Here is a 23,451-nt window from a genome sequence, read left to right as displayed (position 1 = left end):
CCCCTCGGAGGAACCCGTTCCGGGTGTATCTAAAGGTCGCAGTGGCGCGTCCGGATGGCTTTCCTGAGGTCTTCGACGGCGGACAGGGCGGCACTTTCACAGCCGCCATCGATTGCTTCCAGAGTGGCGGCCGCGGCCTCCCGGACGTGGTGGGGAAGGCCCTCGGCGGCAGTGAGGCGGTATGCCTCCTCACGGCGGGCCATGCGCTCTGCGGGGTCCACAGCGCCGGGACCGGACAGCGGAAAGGCGGAGTGCCTGTATGCGTGTATCCCCAGCACCATCGTGTCCGCAACACCGTCGGCGTACCCGGGGACAGCCGTCTGGGCCCGGCTTCCCCCAGCGCCGGCGACCACTCGACGGTGGGACAGAACCGCTCCCAGAGCACCACCGCCTGCCAGAGAGAGGCCGCAGGTCACAGCGAGGAAAGCTCCTCCCCAGGCGAATCCGGCGAACCCGCCGAGAACGGCAAGCGCGACCGTCCACGCGGCGGCTGTTCTGAAGTTCATGTGCTCGGGTGCGGGGCTCACCACGGCAGTATGCCAATCAACGCCGCAGCCGCGGTACGGGGTGGACTAGCCGTCTCCTGTCACAGCCTCATGCGGCCAAGCAGACTGAGGACCGCCCCGGGCAGGGCTGCCCACGAAATGCATTCGGTCGGCAAGCGTGCATCCACTCGACGACGGCCCGCCGTGTCTCGCCGGTCGGGGGCACCCGTAAGGTGAAGGCGGTGGGGCGTGGGCACGGGGGGTCCATCCCCGGGCGGTCGAGCAGCCTCACGATGTCGCCTACGTCGACATCGTGAGGCTGCTCGACCGCGAAGGCGATCGCTCGGGCCACCGAGTCCGGCGTCAGAGCGATGTCCATCAACTTGTCGACTTGTGACTTCGCGGCCGGATCCATGCGCTCCGCGAAGTCCGTGCGGACGGCACCCGGTGAAACAACAGTCACCCGCAGGCTGTCACCGGCCTCCTGGCGCAGACCCTCGGACAGGGTGCGCACGGCGTTCTTCGTGGCTACGAGCACCTGCGCCGCCACGACCTCCGGCATACGGGACTCACCTGGTTCGCCGACGCCGGAGTCCAGGTGCACGTCCTCCGCAGAATCGCCGGCCACGGATCAATGGTGACCACCCAGCGCTACCCCCACCCGGACGTACGCAAGCTCACGGCGGCTGGCACAGCACTCTCCGCACACCTCGGTGCGCTCCGCGCACCGCGCTCCCTGCCGAGCCCGATCGTCATGACCCGTTGACGCCGATGAAGGATGCTGGTCTTCAGCTGGTCCCCGGAAATGGCCAAGGGCCGGATTCGGATTTCTCCGAAACCGGCCCTGACCTGCGACTGTCTCCAGTCGGGACGACAGGATTTGAACCTGCGACCCCTTGACCCCCAGTCAAGTGCGCTACCAAGCTGCGCCACGTCCCGCGGCGAGTCCGCCCGGTCGGGCCGGGCGGCTGCTGCAGGACAAACATTACCTCACTCGGCGGACCGGATCGACGCGCGGGCCTGCTGGGCGCGGGTCGCCAGTCCCTCCGCGCCGCAGGCCGTGGCCAGCTTGTGGGCGCGGGCCAGCTCCCGGGGCGAACGGGTCGCGATGCCGTAGTCGACCAGCGCCTGGGCGAACTCGAACGTGGAGGGCGAAGCCTCCAGGTGGCGGACGGCCTCGCTCAGGAGGTGCACGGCCTCCTCCGGGCGGGCGAAGAGGGCGACGCAGCGCAGGGCCTCGCCGATGGCGGTGTCCGTGCCGAAGCGCTCCGCGTGCAGCCGGGCGGTGTTGGCGATCTGGGCTGCGCGGCCCGGGTCCTCCTCCGCCAGGGCGCGTGCCAGGTCACCGGCCCAGGGTCCCCAGATGCCGTTGAACCTGCCGCGCGGCTCCATCGCCCGCCCGGCCGCCTCCAGCTCGGTCACGGCCTCCTTCGTACGGCCTTCGGCCAGCAGCAGGCGGCCGCGGACGCAGGGGGCGTCCGGCAGCACCATGGCGCTGGGGTAGGGCAGGCCGAAGTCGTACTGGTCGGCGACCTTGCGTGCCTCGGGGACCCGGCCGCGGGCCAGCAGGGTGTCGATGAGCAGGCAGGCTGCGTCCCAGTGGACGGGGAGCCCGCTGCCGACCCGGTCGGCGAGGCGCAGTCCCTCGCGCAGGAAGCCCTCCGCCTCGGCGAGACGGCCGCGGCGGCGGTGGACCAGGCCCAGGAGGGTGTGCGCGAAGGCCAGGTGGGCGCCGCTCCAGCCGGAGATCTCGAAGGCCCGGACCGCTTCGCCGAACAGTTCCTCGGCGCGGTCGAGCCGGTCGGTGAAGGCGTACGTGATGCCGACCAGGGCCGGGAGCTCGAAGCCCCACTCGGTGTCGGTCCAGCCGAGTCCGCGTGCGGGGTGGCCGTCGACCAGGGCGCGTTCGCAGAAGTCGACGACGATCTGGGCGTTCTCGCCGCGCAGCATGGCGTCGAAGGCCCGCAGGGTGAGCAGGGCGCGCTCGGCGTTGTCCCGGCCGGTGAGGTGGTCGGCGTTGGCGGCGAGCCGGCGCGAGCGGCCGGGCCCGTCCTCCTCGGTGGCCTGCATGCCCTCCCAGAGGAAGTGCGCGGCCTGCAGACGCATCAGGCCGGGCCCGGGCGCGGTGCGTTCCGCCTCGGCCGCGAGGGCCAGGGCGGCTTCCTTGAGCTGGTTGTTGTGGGAGAGCGCGGCGGCGAGCCGGAAGGTGGCGTCGACCCGCAGGTCGTCGGCGAGGCCGGGCATGTCGAGCGCGGCCCGAAGGTGCTGCACGGTGGTGGCCGGGGAGCTGAGCAGTGTCGCGCAGCCCAGCTCGTACAGCAGGGTGGCGCGCACGTCGTGGCGCGGCGGCTCCTGGAGGGCGCGTTCCAGGCAGCGGCGGGCGGCCTCGGGGGCGCCGACGGCGAGGTGCTGCTTCGCGGCGGCCCGCAGCTGCTCGACCAGTTCCTGGTCGTCGTCCGGGTGGACTTCGAGCAGGTGGCGGGAGGCTGCGGCCGGGCCGCGTCCGGCCCGGGTGATCGCCCAGGCGGCCCTGCCGTGCATGGCGGTGCGGGTGGCCGGCGGGATGGAGCGGTACACGGCTGAGGCGATCAGCGGGTGTACGAACTCCAGCGGGTCGAAGCCGCCGACGATACGGGCCTCGCGCAGCCGGGCGGTGCAGTCGGCCGCCTCGGCCGGGGTCATTCCGGCCAGGGAGGCGGCGAGGTCCTGGGAGATCTCGGTGCCGAGGACGGCGGCCGCCCAGGCGAAGCGGGTGGCGTTGGTGCCGAGCCGTTCGAGCCGGGCGACGAGGCCGCTGCCCCGGGCGGACGCGCCGAGTTCGCGCAGCAGCCCGGCGGACTCCTCCAGCGGGACGAGCTCGCGGTCCTGGACCTTCGCGACGAGCTCGACCGCCTCGTACGGGTTGCCGCCGGTGACCGCCCAGACCTCGCGGCAGAACGGGTCGTCGGCGTGCTCGCCGAGGGCCGCGCGGACCAGCTCGGCGGTGGCGTCGGGGGTGAGGGCGCGCAGGGCGACGCGGATCTGCGCGGGGTGGCCGCCCGCGGCGTTGCGCGCGGCCTCGCGGGCCGCCAGCTCCTCGGGGCGGTGTGCCTGGACGACGAGGACGCGCAGGTCGCCGAGGCGGGCGGTGAACGAGGAGAGCCAGGCCAGGGATTCGCCGTCCGCCCAGTGGGCGTCGTCGATGAGGAGGAGCAGCGGGCGGTGGCTCAGCCGGGAGGCGAGGCGCTTGACCACGTAGTCGAGGCCGTCGCGCACGCCCTGCGGATCGGGCTGCGGGCCGGAGGGCTCGGCGAGTCCCAGCGCCGGGGCTGCGATGTCGAACCAGGAGCCGAACAGGGCCCGTACGTCGTCCGCCGGGAACTCGTTGAGCGCGGGCTGGAGCAGCTGCCGTACGACGTGGAACGGCACCGAGGTGACCGTCTCGCCGCCGCGTGCGGACCAGATGGTGCACCGGTCCTCCGCCATGGCGCGGATCTCGGCGAGGAGCGCGGTCTTGCCGATGCCTGCTTCGCCGCTGTAGACCAGCAGCCCGCCGGTCGCCTGCGCACCGCAGAGCGCGTCGATGGCTTGTGCGGCAGTGGCGAGTTCCGGTTCGCGCTCATAAAGCGGCCGGGACGGCTTCATGCCTAGCCTCCCCCAATGTGATGACCATGGTGGTCGAGCCTAGTCGTGCGCGGGCCCCCACCGACAGGGGTTCGGACAGTTCGCCGCAGGTGCGGGGCACAATCGGTGGTGTGAACGAGACACGCAGGGACCGCGACTCCGAGGGCAGGGCGCACAACGCGCGCCCCCGCGACGGGCTGGGCCGCCCGCTTCCGTACGGGACACCGGGGGTGGAGCGGCAGCCGGAGGGTGTCGTGCGCAGCGCCGACGAGACCGTACGCGAGGCCCAGCGGCTGCTGGACGCGGGTATGCCGTTCCACGCGCACGAGGTTTTCGAGGACGCCTGGAAGTCGGGCCCCGACGGGGAACGGGAGTTGTGGCGCGGGCTCGCCCAGCTGGCCGTCGGGCTGACCCACGCGGCCCGGGGCAACGCGACGGGCGGGGCGCGGCTGCTGCGGCGGGGCGCGGCGGCGCTGGAGGCGTACGGGCCGGCCGGTACGCACGGAATCGGCGTCGGGGCGCTGGCCTGCTGGGCGCGGGAGCTGGCGGAGCGGGTGCAGCGTGCGGGCGCGGGGCCGGTCGACGCGGCCGCCGAGGCGCCGAGGCTCCGGGCGGACGCCTCGTAGCCGGGAGGCGGGGCACGTGAACTCGGCCTGCTTTCGACGGTGTTGGTTGACAACGGCGAACAGGTGCGGGCGGAGCCATTACGATCCGGCGTCATGAGCACTTCTGACCAGGACCGGCCCGTGGACGCCCCGATAGCCGACGGCGCAGCCGAGGACGTGACGCAGTACGCCGCGGACGCCTCCTTGGACGGCGTAGCGGAGGACGAGGGTGTGGCCGAGGGCACCGGCGACCGCCGGCTGACTCCGCGCCAGGCGAGACGGCTGCGCATCGTGCTCTCGTCGGTGGGGATGGCGGCGATGGCGGTGGTGCTCGGTATGCGGATCGCGAGCCGGTCCTCCGTGCTGGTGGTCGGGGTGTACGGGCTCGCCCTGATCCTCTGCGGGATCGTGATCGAGCTGAGCCGGAACGGCCGCACCCGTCTGGGCAGTTGGCTGCTCGGGCTCGGGCTGCTCGCCGCGATCGGTTCGGACTGGCTGCTGATCCCCTGAGCAGCCGGCCCCTGTGGTCGTCGGGCGGCCGGATCACCCGGTCCTGATGTGCACGGCACCGCCCTGCGGGTCGGCCCGGGCCAGCCAGTCGGCGGCGAGGGGGAAGGTGCGGCCCGGCGGGACGGTTAGGGCCGTACGGCGGCGGTGCAGCACCGCCCCGTCCTGGCTGACGACGAGCAGCGGTGCGGTCAGCCGCCGGGATGTGCGCAGGAGGAGGCGGCCGGCGCCGGGCCCGGCCAGGTTGGGGGCGATCCATTCCAGCGGTGCCTCGACGGTGAGGGGCGGCCCGCTCGCGGGCCAGGCGCCGGTGGCCAGGTGGCGCAGTACGGGCGCGGTGACGGCCCGGCCCTCGCGCGCGGCGGTGCCCGCGCTCTCCCCGCCGTGCAGGAGGCCGCCCACGGCGAAGACCCCCGGCTGCCCGGTGCGGTACGCGGGGTCGTGGGCGGGGCCCCGGGTTCCGGGGTCCATGGGCAGGCCGCCGCGCCGCGCGAGTTCGTGCTCCGGGATCCAGTCGGCCGTGAAGACCACGGTGTCGCAGGCCAGGGTGGTGGTGCGGCCGTCCTCGTGGCGCACCTGGACTCCGGTGAGCCGGGGGCGGCCGGTCAGGGCGGTGACGGTGGTGCGGGTGAGCAGCGGTGCGCCGCCGCCCGACCGGACGGCGGCGAAGGCGCGCGGCGGGTGGTCGGTGACCCGGGCGACGAGGTGGACTCCGGCGGTGCGCAGGGTGTCGGCGGCCGCGATGGCGACCGGTTCGTCGCCGATGATCACCGCCCGGGTGCCGATGTGCTGGTGGTGGAGGTGGACGGCCTGCTGGAGTTCGCCGGTGGTGTAGACGCCGGCGGGGCGGGTGCCGGGGACGAGCCGTGCGGCGCGGGGGCGTTCGCGGGCGCCGGTGGCGAGGACGACGGCCCGGGCGGTGATCCGTTCGAGGCCGCCGGGGCCGGTGGTGTCGAGCGTGCGGGGTCCGGCCCAGCCGGTGGCGGTGATGCCGGTGCGCAGCGTGGCGCCGGCTCGTCTCGCCTCGGCCGCGCAGTGCAGGGCGTAAGCGGGGCCGCTGAGGTCGCCGGTCTCGCGCGTGCCGAAACCGCCGTGGGCGCAGTGGCGGGGGATGCCGCCCGCGGTCTGTTCGCGTTCCAGGACTTCTACGTGGAGCGGTCCGGCAGCGGCGAGGCCGGTCGCGGCGGCGAGTCCGGCCGGTCCGGCTCCGACGACCAGGACGTCGACGGTGCGTTCGCGGCGGTTCATGAGCGGGCTCCCTCGATGTGCGCGCGGATCGCGGCCCCGCAGTGGAAGCCCTGGCAGCGGCCGTTGCCGGCCCGGGTCCTGCGGGCGAGCCCTTCGGCCGAGCGGGGCGGGAGCGTGGAGGTGAGGGCGTCGCGGATCTCGCCCTCGGTGACGCGTTCGCAGTGGCAGACCAGGGTGCCGTAGGCGGGATCCCGGGCGATGAGCGCGGCGTCGAGGTAGGGGCGGTCGGCCGTCTCGCCGAGGCCGGGCATGGTCACGGGGTCGAGTTCGGCGGGTTCGCCCGGGTCGAGTCCGGTGTCGGGGAGGAGGGAGACGACGTACGCGGCGATGGCCATGGAGGCGGTGAGGCCGGTGGAGCGGATGCCGCCGACGGTGATGAGGCGCTGGTCCGGGTGGGCCGTGATGCGGTAGTCCTCCTGGCCGGTGGCCGCCCGCAGGCCCGCGTAGACGGCGGTGACCTCCTCGTCGAGCAGCCGGGGCAGGATGCGGCGCCCCTTCTCGCGCAGGAGGGCGAGCCCTTCGGCAGTGGATTCGGTGGCCGTCCTGTCGTCCAGGTCCTCGGCGGTGGGGCCGAGCAGGACGTTGCCGAAGACGGTCGGGGCCACCAGGACGCCCTTGCCCGCGGCGGTGGGCACGGGGAGCAAAATGTGGCCGACCAGGTCGCGGGCGAGTTTGTCGAAGACGATGAGCTGGCCGCGGCGCGGGCGCACGGTGAAGGTGTGGTGGCCGAGCAGGCGGTCGATCTGGTCGGCGTGCAGCCCGGCGGCGTTGATCAGGAGGCGGGTGCGCAGGGTGCCCCGGCCGGTGGTGAGGGTGTGCAGGCCGTCGGTGTACGCGATGTCCTGGACGGGGCAGTCCAGGTGGAGGTGGACCCCGGCCCGGACCGCTTGGGTGGCGAAGGCGAGCGGGGTGGTCCAGGGGCAGATGACGGATTCGTCGGGGATCTCCAGGGCGCCGAGCGCGCCGGGCCCGAGGTGGGGTTCGCGCGCGGCGGTCTCCTCGGCGTCCAGCAACCGGGCCGCGCGGTAGCCGTTGCGTTCGGCCTTTGCCAACAGGCCGGGCAGGGCGTCGAGTTGTTCCTGGTCCCAGGCGACGAGGAGGGCGCCGACGCGTTCGACGGGGATGCCCGTCCGGGCGGCGTACGCGGCGAGCAGGCGCCGGCCATCGCGTACGAGGCGGGCCTCCAGGGTGCCGGGGACGGCGTCGAACCCGGTGTGCAGGATGGCGGTGTTGGCCTTGGAGGTGCCGTTGCCGACGTCGTCCGCGGCCTCGACCAGGGCGGTGCGCAGCGGGTAGCGGGCGAGTTCCCGGGCGATGGCGGTACCGACCACCCCGGCGCCGATGACCGTGACGTCGTACGGCGTGCTGTCGGGCAGCGGCTCTCCTGCCCCGGTGACGGCGGGGGTCATCGGGTGGCCCGAGCGGCGGTCATGACCGTTCCAGGAGTCCGAGCGACGGTCATGACCGTTCCAGGAGGGTGTGCACGGCGGCGCGGAAGGTGCCCAGCCGTTCGGCGGCCTCGTCGGGGCCGATCCGTGGTTCGTAGACCGCGGCGGGTTTCCAGTCGGGGACGGCCCGGTCGAGCGGGAGCGCGGGATCGAGGCCCATGCGGGCCACCGCGCCGACGCCGAGCGCGGTGACGTCGGGCAGCGCGGACACCTCGACGGGCCGTTGCAGCAGGTCGGCCTGGGTCTGCATGAGGAGGGCGGAGCGGGTGAGCCCGCCGTCGACGCGGAGCACGGACAGCGGCGAGCCGCGGTCGGCCGTCACCGCGCCGGCGAGCTCGACCACCTGGGCGGCGATCCCTTCGCACAGGGCGCGCACCAGGTGCCCGGCCGAGGTGTCCAGGCCGAGGCCGGTGACCGAGCCGCGCAGGTCGCCCCGCCACCAGGGGGCGGCGAGGCCGGCGAGGGCGGGGACGAAGGTGACGCCCCCGGAGTCCGGGACGGAGGCGCCGACCGGGTCGAGGTCGGCGGCGCCGGAGATCACCTTGAGGCCGGTGAGCCAGCGCACGGCGGAGGCCGCCGTGTAGACCTGCCCGTCCAGGCAGTAGCTGGTGCGTCCGCCGAGCCGCCAGGCCACGCAGCTGACGAGCCCGCTGCTGCCCCGGCACGGCGTGGAGCCGGTCCCGGCCAGCAGGAACGCGCCGGTGCCGTAGGTGCATTTGGCGATGCCGGGGTCCAGGGCGCTCTGGGCGAGCAGGGCCGCCTGCTGGTCGACGAGGAGGCCGGTGAGCGGGAGTTCGGCGCCGAACGCGCCGGTCGTGCCGAAGGTTCCGGCGGCGTCGACCACGTCCGGCAGCCGTTCGCCGCCGAGGCCGAAGACGTCCAGCGCGGCCGGTGACCAGGCGGCGCGGTCCAGGTCGAGCAGCTGGGTGCGCCCGGCGGTGGCGGCGTCCGTGACGAAGGCGCCGGTGAGCTGGTGGACGAGCCAGACGTCGCTGGTGGTGACGACGCCTTCCCGGGTCAGTTCGCGGCGTAACCAGGCCATTTTCGGGGCGGCGAAGTAGGGGTCGAGCGGAAGCCCGGTCAGCTGCTTCAGCTCTTGTCCGCGGGAGGCGAGTTCCGTGCAGACGGCCTCGGCGCGCCGGTCCTGCCAGACGATCGCCTCGGTGAGCGGGCGTCCGGTGTCCGGGTCCCAGGCGAGTACGGTCTCGCCCTGGTTGGCGAGCCCGACTGCGTCGACGCTCCCGCCCGATTCGGCGAGCGCCCGTTGCCCCGCCTCGATGACCGATCCGAGCAATTCGGCGGGGTCCGCCTCGACCGCTCCACCGGGTCCGTACCGGGGCCGCACGAGGGCCGATCCGGAACCGATCACGCCGCGCTCGGGACAGATGACGAGCGCCTTCGTTCCCGAGGTGCCCTGGTCGATTGCGAGCACCGGGCCTGTCATCGGTTCTCCAGCGGTACGCAAGCCCGGGGGCTTGAACGGAATCATGATCGTCGGTCGCGGCAACCCAGAGTGGTGCAGACCAGCGGTTACGTCAAGCGCCCGCAACCCGTATGTCCGGAACCGTGCGGAGATAGCCAACACCGTCCAGCCAGACGGGACTTGAATGAAATCCATGATTCGTTCGAGAGTTCCGCGCAAAGGGCTCTACACTCACCGCCGAGCAGCAACCGGACGCCTAAGAGCAGTTCGCAATTCAACAGTTTCTTCGCCGCAATATTCCTGAGGATCGATGAATTCAGCACCCAGACCCGAGCGCGTCCATGGCCAACGGTGAATTCCGGCCGGTTTACCATCCGGCCGGCCACGACAATGAACTCAGAGCGGCGGTACAGGACTTACGCACCGGACGCTGGCTCGCCATGCGCGACCTGCTGGAGCGCACCCCGGACTGGGGCCTGTGGACCCAGCGCACCCAGGTCCTCGGTGCGGTCGCCGCGGGCTCGGACGCGGTACAGGCGTGGCTGACGGAGGAACCCCGGAGCGTCGCCGCCGCCGTGATGCGCGCCCGGGTCGCCGTGGAACAGGCCGTACGGGCCCACCGCGCCGGACACCCCAGCGGCCGGCAGCTCTGGCAGGAGGCATGGGAGGCGTGCCGGTCGGCGGCCCACGCCTCACCGCCGGACCCGGTGCCCTGGGTGTGCCTGCTGGCCCTGTCCCAGCTCGACGAGGACCAGGGGCTGGCCGAGCACCGGCTGCCACCGCCGGGCCCCATGCTCTTCCCCGGTCCGTGGGGGCTGCTGGCCGAGGCCGACCAGCGCGACCCGCACAACCGCGAGGCATACCACCGGATGCTCCAGTTCGTGTACGCCCGCAAGGCCGGCGGAACCCTCTCCGCAGCGGTCAACTTCGTCCAGTGGGCGTCCTCTTCGGCGCCCGAGGGCTCACCCCTCCACGTCCTGCCGCTGTACGTCCGGGTCGAGCGCTACCGCCGCGAACACGACCACGACAAGGCCCTCGACCTGCACTGGGTCACCGAGGACGCGGAACGCGAGGCCCTGCGGGCGCTGGAGATCTGGTACCACCGCTCCCCCGCCGCCACCCGCACCCTGCCCGACCTCAACCACTTGGCGCACGCCCTGTGGGGGGCGCTCCAATTCGCCGACGCCGCTGAAGTGTTCAGGGAGCTGGGCCCGTACTTCACCTCACTGCCCTGGGCTTACCGCTCCCGGACACCCGGCGACCCCGGCGGCGCCGAGGAAGTGTTCGTGCGTGCCCGCAGCCGCGCCCTCGCGGCGGACCGGGGCCCCGGCAGACAGAGCTGAGCACGGCCCCGCCGGCTCTCCCCCTTTTCTTGCCCATCCACCGCTCAGGAGGTTCCCCATGTCCGTGTCCACCTCGCCCCAGAAGGGCGCCGGGACGACCGCGGCGAAGGACGAGGAGCAACGGCTCCGCGAACTCGGCTACCAACCGGTGCTGGCCCGCCGCATGGGCGGGTTCGGCAACTTCGCCATCAGCTTCTCCGTCATCTCGATCCTGTCCGGGTGCATGACCCTGTACGGCTTCGGCATGTCGACGGGCGGGCCGGCGGTGATGCTCTGGGGCTGGGCCGGGGTCGGCCTGTTCGTGCTCTGCGTCGGCATGGCGCTCGCCGAGGTGACAAGCGCGTATCCGACGTCCGGGGCCCTCTACTACATGGCGGACCGGCTGGGCGGCCGCAAATGGGGCTGGTACACCGGCTGGCTGAATCTGCTCGGGCTGCTCGGTGCGATCGCGGGCATCGACTACGGCGCCGCGCTGTTCACCGGGGCGCTGATGAACCTCCAGTGGGGCTTCACACCCACCCCCGGCAAGACCATGATCATCTTTGTCTGCATCCTGCTGCTCCACGCCGTGCTGAACCTCTTCGGTGTGCGGCTCGTCAGCATCCTGAACTCCATCAGCGTGTGGTGGCACCTGGCCGGTGTCGCGGTGATCGTCTCCGTACTGGCGATCGTGCCCTCGCACCACCAGTCGCCCTCCTTCGTCTTCACCGAGTTCGTCAACGACACCGGCTGGCACAACCCCCTCTACGTGGCGGCGATCGGACTGCTGCTGGCCCAGTACACCTTCTGCGGCTACGACGCCTCCGCACACCTGTCCGAGGAGACCTCGAACGCCTCGGTCTCGGCCGCGCGCGGCATCGTCCGGGCCATCTGGGTGTCATGGGTGGCCGGCTTCGTGCTGCTGGCCGGGCTCACGTTCGCGATCCAGGACTACGCGGGCACCCAGGACAGCGCCACCGGTGTGCCGCCCGCCCAGATCCTGATCGACGCGCTGGGCACCTCGGGCGCCACGACGATGCTGCTGATCGTGATCGCGGCGCAGCTGTTCTGCGGCAACGCCGAGGTCGCCGCCGCCAGCCGGATGGTGTTCGCCTTCAGCCGGGACAACGCGCTGCCCGGCTCGGCGCTCTGGCGCAAGGTGAGCGCCCGCACCCAGACGCCGGTCCCGGCGGTGTGGCTGTCGGTGATCGTCGCCGGCGTGCTCGCCGTGCCGTCGCTGTACTCGGAGACCGCGTACGGCGCGGTGACCGCGATCAACGTCATCGGCATCACGCCGGCGTACGCGATACCGATCTTCCTGAAGCTGCGTGCGGGCAGCCGTTTCGAGCGCGGGCCGTGGCACCTGGGCCGCTGGTCGAAGCCGGTCGGCTGGATCGCCGTGGCGTGGGTGGCGATCGTGACCGTGCTGTTCCTGCTGCCGCAGTCCTCGCCGGTGACGATCGACTCGATGAACTACGCGTCGATCGCGCTGGTCGCCGTGCTGGTCCTGGCCACCGTCTGGTGGTTCATCGCGCGACGTTCGTACGGCACGCCGTCGGCGTACGGAAACGCGCGCGAGCAGGCACAGATCGAGGAAGGCATCATCTGACCGGGCTCGCCCGGCCCGCCGGCCCCTTTCGGACGACCGTCCGGAGGGGCCGGCCTCATCCGCCGTCAGAACAGGAGCAGTTGGAGGCCGCCGAGGACGGTGGCGGCCAGGACGAGGCGTTCGAAGAGCCTCTGGTTGATCAGGTCCACGCACACACGGCCGAGCCAGGCGCCCGGGAGCACGAACAGCAGCATGCAGGCGTCCAGCAGCAGCGACTGCCCGTCGATCAGCCCGAGGCCGACGCTGAACGGCACCTTCGCGACGTTGACGATCAGGAAGAACGACGCCGATGTGCCCAGGAAGCCGAGTTTGCGGAATCCGGCCGAGAGCAGATAGAGCGACATCACGGGGCCGCCCGCGTTGGCGACCATGGTGGTGAACCCGCCGAGCACCCCGTACGAGCGGGCCTTGAGCCGCTCGGCCGCGGTCGGCGGCGCGTCCTTGGCTCCCGGTTCCTCGCCGGCCTCCGTCCGGCGCCGGCGCCGGATGGTGACAGCGGCCATGAAGACCAGGATCGCGCCGATCGAGGTCCGCACGGTGGCGTCGTCGGCCCACACCATGAACAGCGTCCCCGCCACCACACCGACGGCGACGGCCGGAAAGAGCCGCAGCAGGGTCGGCCAGTGCGCGTGGCGCCGGTAGACGAGGACGGCGAGCAGATCGCCGGCGATCAGGAGCGGGAGCAGCACTCCGGTCGACTCGCGGGCGGGGAGGACCGCCGCGAAGACCGCGAGGCTGATCGTGTTGGCACCGCTGACGGCCGTCTTGGAGAAGCCGACGAGTGCGGATGCCGCGGCCAGTGCCGCCAGTTGCCAGAGCGTAAGTGTGTCCATGCCAGGCAGAGAGCGTAATCCCCACCCCGTCCGGCCCGGCGTGGCGCCCCGCTAGACGTCGGTGCGGATGACGACCGCCAGGGTGCGCGGGCCGTGGACCCCCTCGACGCGTTCCAGTTCGATGTCGGAGGTGGCCGAAGGACCGCTGATCAGGGTGGTCGGCCGCTCCGGCACCAGCCGGGCCACCGCTTCCGGTACGCCCACCTCCACGCTCGACAGGTCGACCACGCACACATGGAGGTCGGGCACCAGGGACAGCGCGCGCCGCCCCTGGTCGGGCGAACCGTCCAGGAAGATGGTGCCGGTCTCGGCGCAGCCGGCGGCGGAGGCGGTGACGACGCCGTCGAGGGCGTCCAGGTGCGGCGCCGGGATGTCCGCGGAGTCCTGCTGGACCTCGCCGTCGTGGGCGGAGAGCCACCGCGGGTCGAGTCCGGCGGGGACGCCGATCCGCTCGGCCCCCTTCTCCCGCAGCACTTCGGCGATGACCTCGGCGGTCCGGTCGGCGGTGCAGGGGTGAACCTGCGCCTTGTAGTCGACGAGGCGGTCGGTGAACAGCGCGAGGCGTTCATCGTCGGGCAGGGTGCGACCGGTGCGGTAGGCGCGCGGCACGGGGGCGCCGTCTGCGGCGGGTGCGAGGGCGAGTGCGTCCCGGATGCGGCCGAGGACGGTCTCACGGGCGGTCGTCATTTGTCCTCCTCCTGCTGCTGGTTACGGGTGTGCTCGTCGGTGGCCGCGCGCATGGTCGCGGTTCCTTCCTTCGAGGCCAGCCAGGCCCGGAAGGTCTGTGCGGGCGGGGCCGGGGTGTCGCGGCTGTCGCTCCAGCCGGAGAGCGGCGGCGGCAGGTGCGAGAGCTTTCCGTCGCGGCCGGCCAGGACCCGGCCGAGTCCCGCGGCCTTCTGCGCGGCCGTGTACACCTTGGGCCTGCTCATCACCCCGGCGGCCGCCTTCATCGCCAGCTTCTCGGGCGTGGTGCCGGACTGCTCGGTGTGCTGGTGGCGCAGCTCGACGAGGAGCGAGGGGATGTCGATCTTGACGGGGCAGGCGTCGAAACAGGCACCGCAGAGGCTGGAGGCGTACGGCAGGGAGCTGTTGGGGTCGCCCTTGGCTGCGTCCATGCCTGCGAGCTGCGGGGTGAGGACGGCGCCGATCGGGCCGGGGTAGGTCGAGCCGTAGGCGTGGCCGCCGGTGCGTTCGTACACCGGGCAGACGTTGAGGCAGGCCGAGCAGCGGATGCAGTTGAGCGCCTGGCGCCCGATCCGGTCCGCGAGGGCCGCGGTCCGGCCGTTGTCGAGGAGGACCAGGTGGAAGGTCTGCGGTCCGTCCCCGGGGGTGACGCCGGTCCACATCGAGGTGTACGGGTTCATCCGCTCGCCCGTGGAGGAGCGCGGCAGGAGCTGGAGGAAGACTTCCAGGTCCTGGTAGCGCGGCAGGACCTTCTCGATGCCCATGACGGTGATCAGGGTGTCGGGCAGGGTCAGGCACATGCGGCCGTTGCCCTCCGACTCCACGACGGACAGGGTGCCGGTCTCGGCGATGCCGAAGTTGGCCCCGGAGACGGCCACCTTCGTGGTCATGAACTTCTCGCGCAGATACACACGGGCCGCGCCGGCCAGGTGCGCGGGGACGTTGTCCAGGGACGGGTCGACGCCCGGGATCTCCTTGAGGAAGATCTGCCGGATCTCGTCCCGGTTGCGGTGGATCGCGGGCACCAGGATGTGCGAGGGCTTGTCGTGGGCGAGCTGCACGATGAGTTCGGCGAGGTCGGTCTCGTGCGCGGTGATGCCGAGCGATTCGAGGTGCTCGTTGAGGCCGATCTCCTGGGTGGCCATCGACTTGACCTTGATGACCTCCTCGCTGCCCGTCTCCTTGATCAGCCGGGCGACGATCTCGTTGGCCTCGACGCCGTCGCGCGCCCAGTGGACGGTGCCGCCGCGCGCGGTGACGTTGCGCTCCAGCTCCTCCAGGAGTTCGGGGAGGCGGTTCATGGCGTCGGTCTTGATGGCCGATCCGGCGTCGCGCAGCTCCTCCCAGTCGGGCAGCTCGCCGGTGACGGTCAGCCGTTTGGCGCGGATGGTGTGGGTGGCGCGGCCGAGGTTGCGGCGCAGCTGGTCGTTGCGCAGCTCGTCGTGGGCGGCGGCGGGGAACTTCCGGTCGCCGCGCAGGTTCCCCGTGCCGTACGGGGAGCGGGGCGGGGTCGCGGGCATGCCGAGAAAGGTTGCGCTCATCGGGCGGCCTCCGTCAGGACGTGCGGCGAGGTGCGGGTGGAGGAGAGGATCTGGGCCAGGTGCAGGGTGCGGGTGCCGGAGCTGATCCGGGAGAGCCCGCCGCCGATGTGCATCAGGCAGGACGAGTCGCCCGCGGTGCACACGGCGGCGCCGGTCGCGGTGACGTTGCGCATCTTGTCCTGGAGCATCGCCGTCGAGGTCTCGGCGTTCTTCACGGCGAAGGTGCCGCCGAACCCGCAGCAGGCGTCCGCCTCGGGCAGCTCGACCAGGTCGATCGAGTCGACGGCCCGCAGCAGCCGCAGCGGCTTGTCGCCGACCCGCAGCATGCGCAGCGAGTGGCAGGTGGGGTGGTACGTGACCCGGTGCGGGAAGTAGGCGCCGACATCGGTCACGTCCAGCACGTCGACCAGCAGCTCCGAGAGCTCGTAGGTCTTGGCCTTGACGGTGGCGACGCCCGCACGCAGGGCCGCGTCCCCGTACCGCTCGGCGATGATCTCGTGCTGGTGGCGGACCGAGCCGGCGCACGAGCCCGACGGCATGACGACGGCGTCGATGGAGGCGTCACCGAACTGCTCGGCGAAGTTGCGCACCAGCGGGACCGGCTCGCGCTGGTACCCGGTGTTGACGTGCATCTGGCCGCAGCAGGTCTGGCCCGGCGGGAACACCACGTCGTGGCCCAGGCGGGCCAGGAGCACCGCGGTGGATTTCACCGCCTCGGGGAAGAGCGTGTCTCCCAGACAGGTGGCGAAGAGTCCGATACGCATGAGTCTCCCGATCATGGCTCTGGGTGGTCGGGCGCCACGCGGCCGACTTATGGTCCGACCATACTACGATCCATCCGAAAGTGGTCGAAGCGCCGCGCGGATACGGAAGAACCGCCGCGCCCACCTCCTGGATCGGGGGGCGGCGCGGCGGCTCTTCGGTGGCGTACGGGTCAGGCGTCGGAGAACTTCTCGTCGACGAGGGTGCCGTGCAGTCCCCGGATATGGGTCTCCACCAGGTCGGCCGCCCGCGTCCCCTCGCCCGCGCGGACCAGACGCAGCAGCTCGGCGTGGCCGGCGTTGAGCGCGGCGGCGGTGGCCGGCCAGTCGGGTTCCGCCTCCAGCGCGCGCAGGATGAGCGGCCGGACGGATTCGCGGACGGCCGAGGTGAGCGTGGAGGTCAGCGCGTTGCCGGAGCTGCGGGCGATCCGGACGTGGAACCTGGTGTCCAGGTCGTTGAACTCGACCACCCCGACGTCCGCCGCCCCCATGCGCACGACTAGTTCCTCCGCCTCGTCCAGCTCGGCCGGTGCGGCGTACCGCGCGGCCGCCTCGAAGCTGGACCGCTCCAGCACGACGCGGGCCTCCAGCATGTCCCCCAGGCTGTAGCTGCCGAGGGCGAAGTGGAGGCGGAGCAGCCGGCCGAGCGCGTCGTCCGGGTTGCGGACGATGCGGGCACCCGCGTCCGGCCCCCGGCCCGGCTGGGCGACCAGCACACCGATGGTCTCCAGCACCCGCAGCGCCTCGCGCAGCGCCGACCGGCTCACGCCGAGGACAGGGGCGAGTTCACGTTCGGGCGGCAGCCGGTCACCGGCCTTGAGATCGCCGGCGAACACGCGCTGCTCGATGCTCTGGAGCACCAGTTCATGCGTACGCGACTGCCGTACAGGCTCCCAATCGACGGGCATGGGCCATCCTCTGTTCCGGTCGGAACATCCAACTATGTCACACACGGCATGTGGTCGGACCACATGCCGGAGGGCGCCGTCACAGACGGACACCAGCCCGTCAGTAGGTCACCACGATGCGGCGGGCCACGCCGTCCACCCGGACCCGGCCGCCGTACGGCATGATCACCTGCGGGTCCGTGTGGCCGAGGTCGACGTCGAAGACGGCCATGGTCTCGGGGGCGTACTCCTCCAACGCCCGGAGCACCGCCTGCCGCTGCCGCTCTCCTTCGCCGGGGTCAGCTCGTGGCCGCGCGGCTGAAGAGCGCGGCCCGCAGGGACTCAGCCGTCAGCGGATGCGGCGCGCCGGGGAGTCCTGACGAGGGGGAGAGCACGGCGACGCGGTCGCCGGGGCGGGGCTTGGACGGATAGCGGGATGGCGTCATCCGGTGAGCCTAGTCAGCGGCCTCGGGGCTGTCCGCCGGATAATCTGCGGCCGGCCGCGACGCACCGGCCGGGGTGCCCTGGTGGAAGTACATCCGCCAGCGCTCACCGGCCTGCCGCCACAGCGAACTGCGCCTGAACATCCGGCCGTTGCGTTCGGTGACGTACGTCAGGTGGACCAGGCCCGGGGCGAGCAGCGCACCGGTCATCTCGGTGGCGGCGCTGGGGCCGGGGTCGTCCTCGTCGGCGGCGGAGGTGACGGCCAGGACGGACGTGCGGTCGTAGCGGCGGCCGGAGGCGCCGAATTCGGTGAACTCCGGGTCGAGAAGCGCGTTCACCGCCTCGTTCGATGCCCGTACCGCCGGGTCGAGCAGCCGCAGCTCGCCCTCCATGGCGGCCCGTACGGCCTGCTCCTCCTCGTCGCTTCGCGTCATGTGCCCGACTCTACGGGCTGCCTCGCCGCGTCAGGCCAGAACCAGCAGGTCCATCCAGCTCACGGCCGGCCGGTCCGGCTCCTGCTCGGCCGCCGTCCGCAACCGCCGCATGCCGCGCTCGAACTCGTCGTCGTCCAGGCCCCGGAGCTTCGCGTCGGTGTCGCGCCTGATCCGGTCGGCGAACGCGGTGAGGCTCGGCGCGCTCTCCTGCGGGACCGCGTGCAGCGCGACGCGGGCGAAGCCGGCCCCGGCGAACGCGGCGCAGGTCTGCTCGACGGTCGGATAGCCGTCGACGATGCGCTCGGCCCCGGGGAAGAACCGCACCCGCAGGTCGCGTGCGCACCGGCCCGGGAAGGAGTTGCGGATGAGCACCGGGGCCCCGGGCTTCAGCGCGCGGCGCAACTCCCGCGCGGCGGCGCGCAGATCGCCGATGTGGTGCACGACCGAGCCCAGCCAGGCCGCGTCCGCGCAGCGGTCCGGCACCGGCAGCTCCTCGGCCCGCCCGTCCAGCGCCTCGATGCGCGCGGTGCGGGGGATCAGCGCGCGCATGGCGGCGGCGGGTTCCACGGCCAGCACCCGCACACCGAACCAGTCGGCGAACGCCGAGGCGAAGGCGCCGGTGCCCGCGCCGACGTCCAGCACGGTCCCGCCGGGCGCGAGGTCCACCTCCGCGGCGATGGCCGCCCGCCAGGCGGTGAGCCCGTCGCGCGGTATCTCACGGGCGAGGCGGTAGTCCTCGGCGAAACGGCGGTCGGGAGCGGTTGCTTCCACGAGATTCCACTCCTGCCGCGATCGGGCGGGCGACGGCCGGTCGGCTCCGCCGCGCCTCGTCGGCGGATGCTAGCGACCGGCCCTCCAGTTGTCTAGACCAAGGACGGCAGAAGACGGCTGCGGCTTTCGACCGGATCGTCCCGGAGATCGGCACACCCAGTTCATAGGATTCTCAGGCAACCCGGATACGGTGTCCGGCGTGACCCAGACGAGCCCGCCCGGCTGGCATCCAGACCCCGGGTATTCAGGATTTGGCCCCCGCCAGGAGCGCTGGTGGGACGGCACCCAGTGGACCGACCACCTGCGCGTACCGCCGGCGGCCGCGCGCAGCCGGCGGCTGCGCGTCGGGGCCGGCATCACCGCCGCCGTGGTGGTGCTCGCCGCCATCGGGGGCGGTGTCTATCTGCTGAATGACGACTCGGGCGGCAAGAGCGACACCACGGCCTCCGCCCCGTCCGCCTCCCCCTCCCCCGGCCCGGACCGCCGGCGCGGCGGGAACGGGGACAGCGGCGACAACGGCGGCAGTGGCGGCGACGGCGGTGGGCGCGAGACGCCCGAACAGGAGCAGCCGCAGCCCGAGGACGGCTACGCGACGGACCTGGCCAGCGGCATCAGCATCCCGGTCCCCGACGGCTGGGACGGCGAGTCGGGCCTGGGCGCCGGGGTGACCACCGGTTCGTACACCTGCCCCGGTGACACCGGTGAGAAGTGCGTGCGCGGCGGGGTGTTCTCCGCCCCGGCCGAGGCGCTGAAGCTGACCGCGAAGACCGCGAAGGCCACCGCCGAGAAGGACATCGAGGACAACGCCGAGCAGTCCTACGGCGGCAAGATCTACGGCGGCATCACCTCGCACCAGCAGCTGAAGTCCGAGGCGGTCACGGTGGCCGGCCAGCAGGGCTACCGGGTGCGGTGGAAGGTGGTGACGAAGAACGGTGACGACGGCTACGTCGAGTCGCTCGCCTTCCCCTCGCCGCTGTCCAAGGACATGCTGGTCGTCGTCCGCTCGGGGTTCGACATCAACTCCAAGGCCCCGGCGCTGTCCGTCCTGGACGACATCACCAAGGGCATCAAGGCGGCCTCGGGCGCGGGCTCGGGGCCCGGCACGACCGCCTGACCGTCCAGAGGCCGGACCGGACGGCCCGGGGTACTGAGTACCCGGGCCGTCCGGTCTGAGTACGTCACCCGATCCCGCTTCGGGGTCCGGGCGCTGAGATGGGGGCATGGCTCCCGACGCACAGCGCCTTCGCATGCGGCACGTCACCAGTGCCGGCACCACCCTGGCCCTCACGCTCGCCCCGCTGGTGATCGGCGTTCTGCTGGCCCGCACGATGGCCCTGGACCCGCACTCACCCGTGAACGCCCTGATCACCCGGGGCGGCCGGGGCGCGGGTGTGTCGCCCGCCGAGTGGCGCGGCTGCGGCCGGAGCGCGATCCGCCGGTGCCGCCGGGACGCGTGGAAGCCCCGTACGCGCCCGTCCCGTTGGGCTCCGCGAGGCCGCGTCTGACGCACCGCCCCCGTTGGGCTCCGCGAGGCCGCGCCTGACGCACCGCCCCCGTTGGGCTCCGCGAGGCCGCGCCTGACGCACCGGCACGCCTCCCGGTTGCGCCCGGCGCGGTACGGAACGGCCCCCGGTCGGCCACGGAACGGCGACGGTGCGGGCGCCCGGCCGGAAAACCGGTTCCCCCGCCCGCGCCCCGTTCCCTAGACTCGCCGCACATCGCGCGCCGGCTCTCCGCCGCCGCGCCCGCCGTGACCGTTGAGGGGAGACCGCCGTGCGCCACCGCACCGCCGCCGTCGTCCCCCCGTCGCGGTTCGAGGTGATCCTGGTGTCTCACGGCGCCCGGCGCCGGCTGCGCGGCCGGCCCCGGACCCCGTAACGAACGCCTGGCCCCTGTAAGCCTGTTGGTTGGCCGTCACCTCCTCCACGAGGGGAACGGCGGGCTCCGCAGGCCCGGCCCGGGGCCGCTTCGTCCGGGCATCGCGCCGTCTTCTTCCGGATCATCCCGAAAGGCCACCGGCCGTGCGTACCGAACAGCACCGTCCCCTCAACTCCGCGCTCGACACCGTCCGCAACCTGGGCATCCTCGCCCACGTCGACGCCGGCAAGACCACCGTCACCGAGCGCATCCTCTACACCACCGGCACCACCCACAAGCGCGGCGAGGTCCACGACGGTACGGCCATCACCGACTTCGACCCGCAGGAACGCGACCGGGGCATCACCATCTTCGCCGCGGCCGTCAGCTGCACCTGGGCCGGCCACCGCATCAACCTCATCGACACCCCGGGGCACGTCGACTTCGCCGACGAGGTGGAGCGTTCGCTGCGGGTGCTCGACGGGGCGATCGCGGTGTTCGACGCGGTGGCCGGGGTGGAGCCGCAGAGCGAATCGGTGTGGCGCCAGGCCGACCGGCACTCCGTCCCGCGCATCGCCTTCGTCAACAAGCTCGACCGGGCGGGCGCCGACCTCGACACCGCGGTCGCCTCCATCCGTGAGCGGCTGCACACGGTCCCGCTCGTGGTCCAGCTGCCGATCGGGCGGGAGGACGGGTTCCGCGGGGTCGTGGACCTGCTGCGCATGCGCGCCCTGGTGTGGGCCGACGGCGCCGACACGTACGAGGAGGGGGAGGTACCCGTCGAGCTGCGGGAGGAGGCGGGCCGGCGCCGGCGTCTGCTCGATGAGGCGGTCGCCGAGCTGCACCCGGCGGCGCTGGAGGAGTTCTGCGCGCCTTCCGGGCTTTCGGAGCGGACGCTGGCCGGGGCGCTGCGGGATCTCACGCGGACCGGCGAGGGGGTCGTGGTGCTGTGCGGTTCGGCCTACCGGAACCGGGGCGTCGAACCGTTGCTGGAGGCGGTCGTGGCGTATCTGCCCTCGCCCGCCGACGTGCCGCCCGTCCGGGGCATGCTCGGTGAGGCGGTGCAGGAGCGGGCCGCCGATCCGGCGGGGCCGTTCGCCGCGCTGGTGTTCAAGGTGAACGCGACCGCGACGGGCCGGCTGACGTATCTGCGCGTGTACTCGGGAACGGTCCGGAAGGGGGAAACGGTGCTGGACGCCGGTACACGGCGCGGCGAACGCGTCGGCCGCATCCTGCGGGTCCAGGCGGACCGGCACGTCGATGTGGACACGGCGGTGGCCGGGGACATCGTCGCGGTCATCGGTCCGAAGGCCGTCCGCCCGGGTGCCACGCTGTGCGCGCCCGACGCCCCGCTGGTCCTCGAACCGCCCACGGTGGCCGAACCTGTCGTGTCCGTGGCGGTGGAGGCGCGGCGGAGCACGGACACCGAGCGGCTGATGGCGGCTCTGGTGCGGCTGGCCGACGAGGACCCGTCGCTCGCCGTGCGGACGGATTCCGAGACCGGTCAGACCGTGCTCTCGGGCATGGGCGAACTGCATCTGGAGGTGGCCGCGGAGAAGATCCGCCGCGACCACGGTCTCGATGTCCGGGTCGGCCGGCCGCAGGTCGCGCACCGGGAGACGCTTGTGCGCGGGGTGTCCGGGCTGGTCTACCGGCACGTCAAACAGGACGGCGGATCAGGTCAGTTCGCGCACGTCGTCATCGACGTCGAGCCGCTGGAGGCCACCGGCGGGGAGGGCGGCGAGGGAGCCGCCGAGTTCGCGTTCCGTTCGGCGGTGGTCGGCGGCCGGGTGCCGCAGGAGTACGTGCGGGCGGTCGAGTCCGGCTGCCGGGACGCCCTGGCCGAGGGCCCGCTCGGCGGGCATCCGGTGACCGGGGTGCGGGTGGTGCTGACCGATGGCGCCACCCATCCCAAGGACTCCTCGGAGATGGCGTTCCGTACGGCCGGGAGGTTCGCGCTCCGGGAAGCGCTGCGCGCCAGTGCGATGGTGCTGCTGGAGCCGGTGGTCGAGGTCACGGTCACCGTGCCCGACGACGCGGTCGGCGGGGTGCTCGGCGACCTGGCCGCCCGGCGCGGCCGGGTGTCCGGTTCCACCGCGCGGGCCGGTGCCGCGGTCGTCACCGCGACCGTTCCGCTGGCCGAGCTGTTCGGTTACGCGACCCGGCTGCGCAGCCGGACGCAGGGCCGGGGGACGTTCACCACCCGGGCGACGGGGTACGCCCCCGCGCCCGCGACGGTCTCCGGCACCGACTAGAAGCAGGTCCCGCCCGCCGGTGGCGGGCGGGACCTGTCGTCCTGTAGGGAGCGCAGCTTCATGAGCATTGCTTCCTGCGGGATTAGCGATTCCGTGTCGGATGAGCACCGGTCCTATCCGGTGATCATGAGCAGAATCTCCCATCTGGCCCGCTGGCGTAGTCACTGCCGGTAGCGGGCCTTGGCACTGTGGTGGTTCGGATCGACGCCCGTTCGGGCTCCCTAGCGTCTTGGCCGAGAAGGTCCGTTAGCGGCTGAGCGTGAGGTGGAAGACGCGGATGTCGCGGGTGGTGCGGGCGTTGTAGGTGTCGTAGACGGGCAGGGCGGCGAGGATGCGGTGGCGGTGGGCTGACTTCTCCTCGGGGCTCAGCAGCCGGGCGGTCACGTCGTGGGAATGCCTGCCGGTGGTGATCCTGGCGGTGGGGGTGTGGAGGAGGTTGGTGCTCCAGGCGGGGTGGCGGGGTTTGCCGAAGTTGCTGGCGATGACGAGCCAGCTGCCGTCGGGGCTGTGGTGGGCGCAGAGAGGGGTGGTGCGGGCCGCGCCGGTGCGGTGGCCGGTGGTGTGGAGGATGACGGTGGTGATGAACAGGCGGCTGGGGAGCAGGCGGCCGCGGGTGAGGCGGTGGACGGCGAGGTCGCAGGCCGGCAGCAGGCGGGGGGCGATGCGGGTGAAGAGGCGGGTGCGGCCGAGGTGGACGATGAACGGGTGGTTTGGCATGGGACGGTCGGTGCTTT

21 protein-coding genes, 1 tRNA gene and 3 pseudogenes are annotated in these 23,451 nt (G+C 72.7%); 8 read left to right on the top strand and 17 right to left on the bottom strand.

The genetic code is table 11. From position 1 onward, the window contains the following. Window positions 1–29: 29 nt before the first annotated feature. A complete protein-coding gene (locus tag E6R18_RS04995) occupies window positions 30–527 on the bottom strand; it encodes a hypothetical protein (RefSeq protein ID WP_136315608.1) in 498 nt (165 codons plus the stop codon). 247 nt (window positions 528–774) lie between these two features. Continuing rightward, window positions 775–1,011, bottom strand: a pseudogene (locus E6R18_RS04990) (oxidoreductase); the annotation flags it as partial. Between E6R18_RS04990 and E6R18_RS04985 the strand changes: the two are divergent. Continuing rightward, window positions 1,012–1,251: pseudogene (locus E6R18_RS04985) on the top strand (tyrosine-type recombinase/integrase); the annotation flags it as partial. It lies immediately after the preceding pseudogene. Window positions 1,252–1,350: 99 nt separating this feature from the next. Here the strand turns inward: E6R18_RS04985 and E6R18_RS04980 are convergent. Both E6R18_RS04980 and E6R18_RS04975 read right to left on the bottom strand, forming a co-directional pair. Continuing rightward, window positions 1,351–1,424: transfer RNA gene (locus E6R18_RS04980), tRNA-Pro, on the bottom strand. Between the two features lie 51 nt (window positions 1,425–1,475). Then, window positions 1,476–4,109 carry an AAA family ATPase gene (locus tag E6R18_RS04975; protein ID WP_136315607.1) on the bottom strand — a complete coding sequence of 878 codons (2,634 nt, stop codon included), beginning with the start codon at window positions 4,107–4,109 and terminating at the stop codon, window positions 1,476–1,478. 110 nt (window positions 4,110–4,219) lie between these two features. On the opposite strand from E6R18_RS04975, the gene E6R18_RS04970 reads away from it, so the two are divergent. Further along, complete coding sequence (locus E6R18_RS04970) at window positions 4,220–4,714, top strand: DUF309 domain-containing protein (RefSeq protein WP_136315606.1); 495 nt, start codon at window positions 4,220–4,222, stop codon at window positions 4,712–4,714. A 93-nt stretch (window positions 4,715–4,807) separates the two neighbouring features. Further along, a complete protein-coding gene (locus E6R18_RS04965) occupies window positions 4,808–5,203 on the top strand; it encodes a hypothetical protein (protein WP_206308218.1) in 396 nt (131 codons plus the stop codon). Between the two features lie 33 nt (window positions 5,204–5,236). Here E6R18_RS04965 and E6R18_RS04960 read toward each other — a convergent pair whose 3' ends face one another. The 3 genes from E6R18_RS04960 to E6R18_RS04950 are packed head-to-tail and all read right to left on the bottom strand — an operon-like array spanning window position 5,237 to window position 9,340. Then, window positions 5,237–6,448 (bottom strand): FAD-dependent oxidoreductase, encoded by a 1,212-nt coding sequence (locus tag E6R18_RS04960; protein ID WP_136315605.1) that lies wholly within the window; start codon window positions 6,446–6,448, stop codon window positions 5,237–5,239. Continuing rightward, window positions 6,445–7,857 carry an NAD(P)/FAD-dependent oxidoreductase gene (locus tag E6R18_RS04955; RefSeq protein ID WP_136315604.1) on the bottom strand — a complete coding sequence of 471 codons (1,413 nt, stop codon included), beginning with the start codon at window positions 7,855–7,857 and terminating at the stop codon, window positions 6,445–6,447. Before E6R18_RS04955 ends, E6R18_RS04960 begins: the two co-directional genes overlap by 4 nt. A gap of 49 nt (window positions 7,858–7,906) precedes the next feature. Next, window positions 7,907–9,340, bottom strand: coding sequence for an FGGY family carbohydrate kinase (locus E6R18_RS04950; RefSeq protein ID WP_136315603.1), 1,434 nt, complete (start codon window positions 9,338–9,340; stop codon window positions 7,907–7,909). Window positions 9,341–9,660: 320 nt separating this feature from the next. Here E6R18_RS04950 and E6R18_RS04945 point away from each other — a divergent pair, with 320 nt between their 5' ends. Continuing rightward, a complete protein-coding gene (locus E6R18_RS04945) occupies window positions 9,661–10,662 on the top strand; it encodes a hypothetical protein (protein ID WP_136315602.1) in 1,002 nt (333 codons plus the stop codon). A 58-nt stretch (window positions 10,663–10,720) separates the two neighbouring features. Then, entirely contained in the window at window positions 10,721–12,250 is a 1,530-nt protein-coding gene (locus E6R18_RS04940) for an amino acid permease (RefSeq protein ID WP_136315601.1), read from the top strand. A gap of 65 nt (window positions 12,251–12,315) precedes the next feature. Here E6R18_RS04940 and E6R18_RS04935 read toward each other — a convergent pair whose 3' ends face one another. The 9 genes and pseudogenes from E6R18_RS04935 to E6R18_RS04900 form a co-directional block, all read right to left on the bottom strand. Next, the gene (locus E6R18_RS04935; RefSeq protein WP_136315600.1) at window positions 12,316–13,083 is read right to left on the bottom strand and encodes a sulfite exporter TauE/SafE family protein; all 768 of its coding nucleotides are present in this window, start codon (window positions 13,081–13,083) and stop codon (window positions 12,316–12,318) included. A 51-nt stretch (window positions 13,084–13,134) separates the two neighbouring features. Next, window positions 13,135–13,770, bottom strand: a complete 636-nt coding sequence (locus E6R18_RS04930) for an LUD domain-containing protein (protein ID WP_136315599.1) — start codon at window positions 13,768–13,770, stop codon at window positions 13,135–13,137. Beyond that, window positions 13,767–15,308: a LutB/LldF family L-lactate oxidation iron-sulfur protein gene (locus E6R18_RS04925; protein WP_136315598.1), complete on the bottom strand. Its 1,542-nt coding sequence runs from the start codon at window positions 15,306–15,308 to the stop codon at window positions 13,767–13,769. The genes E6R18_RS04930 and E6R18_RS04925 overlap by 4 nt, the downstream gene beginning before the upstream one ends. Then, window positions 15,305–16,072 carry a (Fe-S)-binding protein gene (locus E6R18_RS04920; protein WP_136315597.1) on the bottom strand — a complete coding sequence of 256 codons (768 nt, stop codon included), beginning with the start codon at window positions 16,070–16,072 and terminating at the stop codon, window positions 15,305–15,307. The genes E6R18_RS04925 and E6R18_RS04920 overlap by 4 nt, the downstream gene beginning before the upstream one ends. A gap of 170 nt (window positions 16,073–16,242) precedes the next feature. Beyond that, window positions 16,243–16,977 carry an FCD domain-containing protein gene (locus E6R18_RS04915; protein WP_136315596.1) on the bottom strand — a complete coding sequence of 245 codons (735 nt, stop codon included), beginning with the start codon at window positions 16,975–16,977 and terminating at the stop codon, window positions 16,243–16,245. 100 nt (window positions 16,978–17,077) lie between these two features. Continuing rightward, window positions 17,078–17,236: pseudogene (locus E6R18_RS04910) on the bottom strand (LD-carboxypeptidase); the annotation flags it as partial. A 19-nt stretch (window positions 17,237–17,255) separates the two neighbouring features. Continuing rightward, window positions 17,256–17,402 (bottom strand): hypothetical protein, encoded by a 147-nt coding sequence (locus E6R18_RS33950; RefSeq protein WP_168712278.1) that lies wholly within the window; start codon window positions 17,400–17,402, stop codon window positions 17,256–17,258. A gap of 9 nt (window positions 17,403–17,411) precedes the next feature. Beyond that, window positions 17,412–17,834, bottom strand: a complete 423-nt coding sequence (locus E6R18_RS04905) for a DUF4440 domain-containing protein (protein ID WP_136315595.1) — start codon at window positions 17,832–17,834, stop codon at window positions 17,412–17,414. A 30-nt stretch (window positions 17,835–17,864) separates the two neighbouring features. After that, window positions 17,865–18,605 carry a class I SAM-dependent methyltransferase gene (locus E6R18_RS04900; protein WP_136315594.1) on the bottom strand — a complete coding sequence of 247 codons (741 nt, stop codon included), beginning with the start codon at window positions 18,603–18,605 and terminating at the stop codon, window positions 17,865–17,867. A gap of 199 nt (window positions 18,606–18,804) precedes the next feature. Between E6R18_RS04900 and E6R18_RS04895 the strand changes: the two genes are divergently transcribed. From E6R18_RS04895 to fusA, 3 genes are all read left to right on the top strand, one after another. Further along, complete coding sequence (locus E6R18_RS04895) at window positions 18,805–19,719, top strand: DUF2510 domain-containing protein (RefSeq protein ID WP_136315593.1); 915 nt, start codon at window positions 18,805–18,807, stop codon at window positions 19,717–19,719. 106 nt (window positions 19,720–19,825) lie between these two features. Beyond that, the gene (locus E6R18_RS04890) at window positions 19,826–20,110 is read left to right on the top strand and encodes a hypothetical protein (protein ID WP_136315592.1); all 285 of its coding nucleotides are present in this window, start codon (window positions 19,826–19,828) and stop codon (window positions 20,108–20,110) included. Window positions 20,111–20,626: 516 nt separating this feature from the next. Then, window positions 20,627–22,717, top strand: a complete 2,091-nt coding sequence (gene fusA / locus E6R18_RS04885) for an elongation factor G (RefSeq protein WP_136315591.1) — start codon at window positions 20,627–20,629, stop codon at window positions 22,715–22,717. Window positions 22,718–22,963: 246 nt separating this feature from the next. On the opposite strand, the gene E6R18_RS34670 is transcribed toward fusA, so the two are convergent. After that, on the bottom strand, window positions 22,964–23,434 hold the full coding sequence (locus tag E6R18_RS34670) for a nitroreductase family deazaflavin-dependent oxidoreductase (protein WP_240799596.1): 471 nt from the start codon (window positions 23,432–23,434) through the stop codon (window positions 22,964–22,966). Window positions 23,435–23,451: the final 17 nt, after the last annotated feature.

Origin of the sequence: Streptomyces sp. A1277 (genome assembly GCF_004795015.1) — a bacterium.
GTDB lineage: Bacteria > Actinomycetota > Actinomycetes > Streptomycetales > Streptomycetaceae > Streptomyces.
This window is presented reverse-complemented; position numbering and strand designations above follow the sequence as displayed.

Coding starts and splice junctions, on each gene's coding strand:
- E6R18_RS04955 (WP_136315604.1), bottom strand. CDS start 7,857: ATGACCCCCGCCGTCACCGGGGCAGGAGAGCCGCTGCCCGACAGCACG.
- E6R18_RS04890 (WP_136315592.1), top strand. CDS start 19,826: ATGGCTCCCGACGCACAGCGCCTTCGCATGCGGCACGTCACCAGTGCC.
- E6R18_RS04965 (WP_206308218.1), top strand. CDS start 4,808: ATGAGCACTTCTGACCAGGACCGGCCCGTGGACGCCCCGATAGCCGAC.
- E6R18_RS04975 (WP_136315607.1), bottom strand. CDS start 4,109: ATGAAGCCGTCCCGGCCGCTTTATGAGCGCGAACCGGAACTCGCCACT.
- E6R18_RS04950 (WP_136315603.1), bottom strand. CDS start 9,340: ATGACAGGCCCGGTGCTCGCAATCGACCAGGGCACCTCGGGAACGAAG.
- E6R18_RS04935 (WP_136315600.1), bottom strand. CDS start 13,083: ATGGACACACTTACGCTCTGGCAACTGGCGGCACTGGCCGCGGCATCC.
- E6R18_RS33950 (WP_168712278.1), bottom strand. CDS start 17,402: ATGACGCCATCCCGCTATCCGTCCAAGCCCCGCCCCGGCGACCGCGTC.
- E6R18_RS04940 (WP_136315601.1), top strand. CDS start 10,721: ATGTCCGTGTCCACCTCGCCCCAGAAGGGCGCCGGGACGACCGCGGCG.
- E6R18_RS04945 (WP_136315602.1), top strand. CDS start 9,661: ATGGCCAACGGTGAATTCCGGCCGGTTTACCATCCGGCCGGCCACGAC.
- E6R18_RS04930 (WP_136315599.1), bottom strand. CDS start 13,770: ATGACGACCGCCCGTGAGACCGTCCTCGGCCGCATCCGGGACGCACTC.
- E6R18_RS04920 (WP_136315597.1), bottom strand. CDS start 16,072: ATGCGTATCGGACTCTTCGCCACCTGTCTGGGAGACACGCTCTTCCCC.
- E6R18_RS34670 (WP_240799596.1), bottom strand. CDS start 23,434: ATGCCAAACCACCCGTTCATCGTCCACCTCGGCCGCACCCGCCTCTTC.
- E6R18_RS04905 (WP_136315595.1), bottom strand. CDS start 17,834: ATGACGCGAAGCGACGAGGAGGAGCAGGCCGTACGGGCCGCCATGGAG.
- E6R18_RS04925 (WP_136315598.1), bottom strand. CDS start 15,308: ATGAGCGCAACCTTTCTCGGCATGCCCGCGACCCCGCCCCGCTCCCCG.
- E6R18_RS04915 (WP_136315596.1), bottom strand. CDS start 16,977: ATGCCCGTCGATTGGGAGCCTGTACGGCAGTCGCGTACGCATGAACTG.
- E6R18_RS04960 (WP_136315605.1), bottom strand. CDS start 6,448: ATGAACCGCCGCGAACGCACCGTCGACGTCCTGGTCGTCGGAGCCGGA.